We start from the raw sequence: 313 nt of genomic DNA, 5'->3' as shown, positions 1-313 counted from the left end.
ATATTCATGATGCAGAGGTGTTGCCGACCCTGTTCAATCCGCTACGCCGAGCCCTTGGGACCGTGTATGCCGATGGCGCATATGACACCAAGGCCTGCCATGAACTGATAAAACGCAAAGGAGCCAAGGCCTGTATTCCGCCGCGCAAGAATGCCGGTCTATGGGATGAGGGGCATCCACGTAATGAAGCGGTTCTGGTGATGCGCAAGGAGGGGCTGACTTACTGGAAGCAGCAGTCCGGGTATCATCGGCGCTCATTGGCCGAGACGGCGATGTATAGGTTCAAACAATTGATGACGGGAAAAATCAGTCT

1 protein-coding gene is annotated in these 313 nt (G+C 54.3%); it reads left to right on the top strand.

The genetic code is table 11. From position 1 onward, the window contains the following. On the top strand, positions 1–313 hold a 313-nt coding region (locus ACW5XD_RS23965; RefSeq protein ID WP_456497026.1), incomplete at both ends, for a transposase.

Source organism: Aeromonas enterica (assembly GCF_054052465.1).
The sequence above is the reverse complement of the archived record's forward strand: the minus strand, read 5'-3'. Positions and strand labels throughout refer to the sequence as shown.